This is a genomic window from Streptomyces barringtoniae, assembly GCF_020819595.1.
In the GTDB taxonomy this organism is placed as follows: domain Bacteria; phylum Actinomycetota; class Actinomycetes; order Streptomycetales; family Streptomycetaceae; genus Streptomyces; species Streptomyces barringtoniae.
Genome location: NZ_JAJHNP010000135.1, coordinates 1 through 284, shown reverse-complemented (window position 1 = coordinate 284; position 284 = coordinate 1). Strand labels below are relative to the sequence as shown.

At 71.5% G+C, this 284-nt stretch carries 1 protein-coding gene; it reads right to left on the bottom strand.

What is annotated here, in order from left to right; genetic code table 11:
• The coding region (locus LMU33_RS41065; protein ID WP_228627243.1) for a hypothetical protein at nt 1–271 on the bottom strand (271 nt) is incomplete at its 3' end.
• Nucleotides 272–284 lie beyond the last annotated feature (13 nt).

The following is a 284-nucleotide window of genomic DNA, read 5'->3' as shown; positions in this document are numbered from 1 at the left end:
GCACCCCACCACACGGAGTCAGCCCATCCACCACCACCGTCCCCGGCACCACATCGAGCGCATCCAGGCCCTCAGGTTCGAGGACGACCCAGTCCGCGGCGGACACCGGAACCGTCGTCGGCACCTCCACGGGAGTCCACTCCACGCGGAACAGCGAATCGGCCGGACCGTCACCGGAGACGCGCAACTGCTCCGGCGACACCGGCCGCAGCACCAAGGAGTCCACCGACGCGACGGGCCGGCCGGTGGTGTCGGCCAGGGACAGTGACACGGCGTCCTGGCCC